The organism is Pseudomonas sp. GW822-FHT02E03 (assembly GCF_058802325.1).
In genome coordinates this window covers 1-1,380 of record NZ_JBXAOA010000096.1, presented here as the reverse complement: position 1 = coordinate 1,380, position 1,380 = coordinate 1, and the positions used below count along the sequence as shown (strand labels likewise).

Genomic DNA, 1,380 nt, shown 5'->3' with positions numbered 1-1,380 from the left:
GCATCGGTATCTACACATCTCCCGATCCTGGTCTATAAAAGGACGGCATGGATATCAAATGACCGGGCTAGATGCCCGACTGACAAAACGATACGACGAGTTAGTCATGGGACACAGTAATGGACTACCGGCGCTGGCCGCCGGGATGAAAGCCTTGCCGCGAAGCGACAAGGCTTTTGCGCAGACGCAAGCGCTCTGGAGATTTTTGAGCAATGACCGGGTCAGGCCCGTTGATCTGGTTAAACCGCTACTGGCGCTGGCCCACGAGGGTTGCCGGGATGACTGCGATGATTACGCGCTGGTCATGCACGATTGGTCTCGTCTCAATTACATGCATCACCACAGCAAGGCTGATCGCCTGCAAATGAGCCATCGGGGTGACATCGGTTACGAACTGCAAAGCAGCCTGCTGGTCACGGATCGTGACGGCGCACCGATCTGTACTCCCACTCAAAACCTGGCGACCAGGGACGGCGTTCTCAGCACGCGAGCCGAAGAAGTGCTGGCCCCTGAAAAACACCTCAATGAACTGACACAACGCATCACTTGGCTGGAGCAGCAGAGTTTTGCCAAGCCTCTTGTCCATGTCGTGGATCGAGAGGCTGATTCGGTCGCTCATTTGAGACAGTGGCAGGCCGAGGGTCGGCAATGGCTGGTGCGGGTCAAGGCGGGTTCCACGGCCAGTCATGAAGGCCAGTCCAGGCCTCTGAGCCAAATCGCCAGCCAAATGAGCTACAGCGAAACCCGCAAGGTCGACTACAAAGGAAAATCCGCCATTCAATGGGTGGGAGAAACGGCCGTTGTGCTGACTCGTCAAGCCCAGCCCTTCACCAAAGACCGGGCCGACCGCAAGACGTTACGCAAGTCTGGCGAGCCTTTACCTGCCCGACTGGTCGTTAGCCGAATAATTGGGGACAACGGCCATCTGTTGGCCGAATGGTATTTGTTGAGCAACCTTGGGCCCGAGGTTGCGGCTGAACGATTGGCACTCTGGTATTACTGGCGTTGGCGTATCGAGTCCTACTTCAAACTGCTCAAAGGCGGCGGACATCAGCTGGAAAACTGGCAGCAGGAAAGCGGCGAAGCCGTGTTCAAACGGCTGCTGATCGCTAGTCAGGCGTGTGCAGTCAGCTGGCGCCTAATGCGGGCCGAAGGTGAGTTTGCCGAGCAAACCCGAGAGTTTTTGGTCCGTTTGTCTGGTCGTCAAATGAAACGCTCTCAACCGGTAACGGCTTCTGCGGTGCTCGCCGGTCTGTACATGCTTTTGGCGATGTGCGAGACGCTGGAGCAATACACGCCTCAGGAGCTGGCGGGTTTCGCTAAAGAAGCCATCGGCTGGGTGGCCAGCCGAAGACTTTAGAGATGTGTAGATACCTATGC

General features: G+C 56.7%; 1 protein-coding gene. It reads left to right on the top strand.

All coding sequences use genetic code 11. From position 1 onward, the window contains the following. Positions 1–106: 106 nt before the first annotated feature. Positions 107–1,360: a transposase gene (locus AC1RQB_RS28185; protein WP_063340274.1), complete on the top strand. Its 1,254-nt coding sequence runs from the start codon at positions 107–109 to the stop codon at positions 1,358–1,360. Positions 1,361–1,380 lie beyond the last annotated feature (20 nt).

Excerpts from the sequence above, each read along its gene's own strand:
- AC1RQB_RS28185 (WP_063340274.1), top strand. The coding sequence starts at position 107 with ATGGGACACAGTAATGGACTACCGGCGCTGGCCGCCGGGATGAAAGCC.